Genomic DNA, 1,023 nt, shown 5'->3' on the forward strand with positions numbered 1-1,023 from the left:
AGCTATGAACAGGTTAAAAAGGGCGTGGCTATAGCAGGCTTTAAATTTAAAGTATTGACGAAAGATAAGCCGAAGAAATCACAACTAGATAATAGCAGAGATGTAAATACAGCAGATATGTTCACGATTGGAGATCTAAGCGATAAGCAGCTAGGGCGTATCGTTCGCAACCCTGCTTTTATGGCTGAATACAATCATCTAGTAAGCCCCACTAGCCCAGCTGGACAGTCACAGCAAGGGTGGGAGTTTGAGATGATTAATCGCCTTAAAAAAGACGCTTCTCAGTTTAAGAAGCGCCCGATCAGAGAATATTTAGACTACTAATATCATAGGTTAATAAAAATGAACTTAGACAAAATGCAAAAAATAGCTGCATATCTTGAACGCACATCGGCAGAGGATAGGGCAAAAATAGCAGATGATATGGCCAAAAACGCGCCTCATTTGTTCGTTGGTAATGTTGATATGTCAGATAGAGAGAGAGCCAAAACATTAATAAAAATGCAAATTAACATTCTTGCTACTACTGATTTTCATTACAACTCAATAACCACGTTTGAGCAGTTATTCGGATTTGCTCAGGGGTTGATTATGGGGTGCAGTATGAGCGGATTAATCACCCAACAAGAAGAAGTTGATTTTCAAAAAAAAGTGGCGGATAAACGTACAGAATTTTATAAATGTAGTGAATAACTCACCCCCTTATTTTGACGTTTGTTTGTTTAAAATCGCCTTTGTTTGTTTAAAATAGCGTTTGTGTGTTCAAAATGGCGTTTGTTTGTTTAAAAAGTCGATGAATTTGCCTAGTTGGAGATATTCAGGGCTTCTTTTCGAGTATTCAGAATTTTGGTGATAGGTAGGTTGGTTATTTTGGCGTTTGTTTGTTTAAAATAGCGTTTGTTTGTTTAAAATAGCGTTTGTTTGTTCAAAATGACGTTTCTTTGTTTATTTTGAAGTTAAAAATAAGGCGCAGTTTTTCATATTTCCTATTTTTTTTTGGCTTTTTGTCCCTCTGACTAAGAG

2 protein-coding genes are annotated in these 1,023 nt (G+C 36.4%); both read left to right on the forward strand.

Going from position 1 to position 1,023, the window contains the following annotated elements; genetic code table 11:
• A partial coding sequence (locus EI164_RS16330; RefSeq protein WP_192521021.1) for a replication initiation protein occupies positions 1 to 324 on the forward strand: 324 nt, incomplete at its 5' end.
• A gap of 18 nt (positions 325 to 342) precedes the next feature.
• Positions 343 to 693 (forward strand): hypothetical protein, encoded by a 351-nt coding sequence (locus EI164_RS16335; protein ID WP_192521022.1) that lies wholly within the window; start codon positions 343 to 345, stop codon positions 691 to 693.
• Positions 694 to 1,023 lie beyond the last annotated feature (330 nt).

Source organism: Psychrobacter sp. FME13 (assembly GCF_014861395.1).
Lineage (GTDB): Bacteria > Pseudomonadota > Gammaproteobacteria > Pseudomonadales > Moraxellaceae > Psychrobacter.